This window comes from Streptomyces sp. GbtcB7 (genome assembly GCF_019091445.1).
GTDB classification, from domain to species: Bacteria; Actinomycetota; Actinomycetes; order Streptomycetales; family Streptomycetaceae; genus Streptomyces; species Streptomyces mirabilis.
On record NZ_JAGXJM010000238.1, the window covers coordinates 1 to 294 of the forward strand.

Below are 294 nucleotides of genomic sequence, written 5' to 3' on the forward strand. Positions count from 1 at the left end.
GCGGCTGCGCGGAGTGCGTACGCACGGGGGCCCGGGTCCGAAGCCCCGGGCTCTCGTATCTCTTGCGGTCCTGACGGGATTTGAACCCGCGGCCACCACCTTGACAGGGTGGCGAGCACTCCAAACTGCTCCACAGGACCAGGTTTCGCAGTCACTTTCTTGCGCTGTGCAGCGAGAAGAGACTGTACAGGAGGGTGAGCCCGGGGTCGAACTCACCCACCGTGCAGGTCCCGTTACGGCACCGCTGCGTCGATCGCCTTCACGATGCGCTTGTCGGAGACCGGGTACGCCGTG

Annotated in this window: 1 tRNA gene; it reads right to left on the minus strand. The window is 65.6% G+C overall.

What is annotated here, in order from left to right:
* Nucleotides 1-65: 65 nt before the first annotated feature.
* Nucleotides 66-140: transfer RNA gene (locus KVT44_RS55970), tRNA-Asp, on the minus strand.
* Nucleotides 141-294 lie beyond the last annotated feature (154 nt).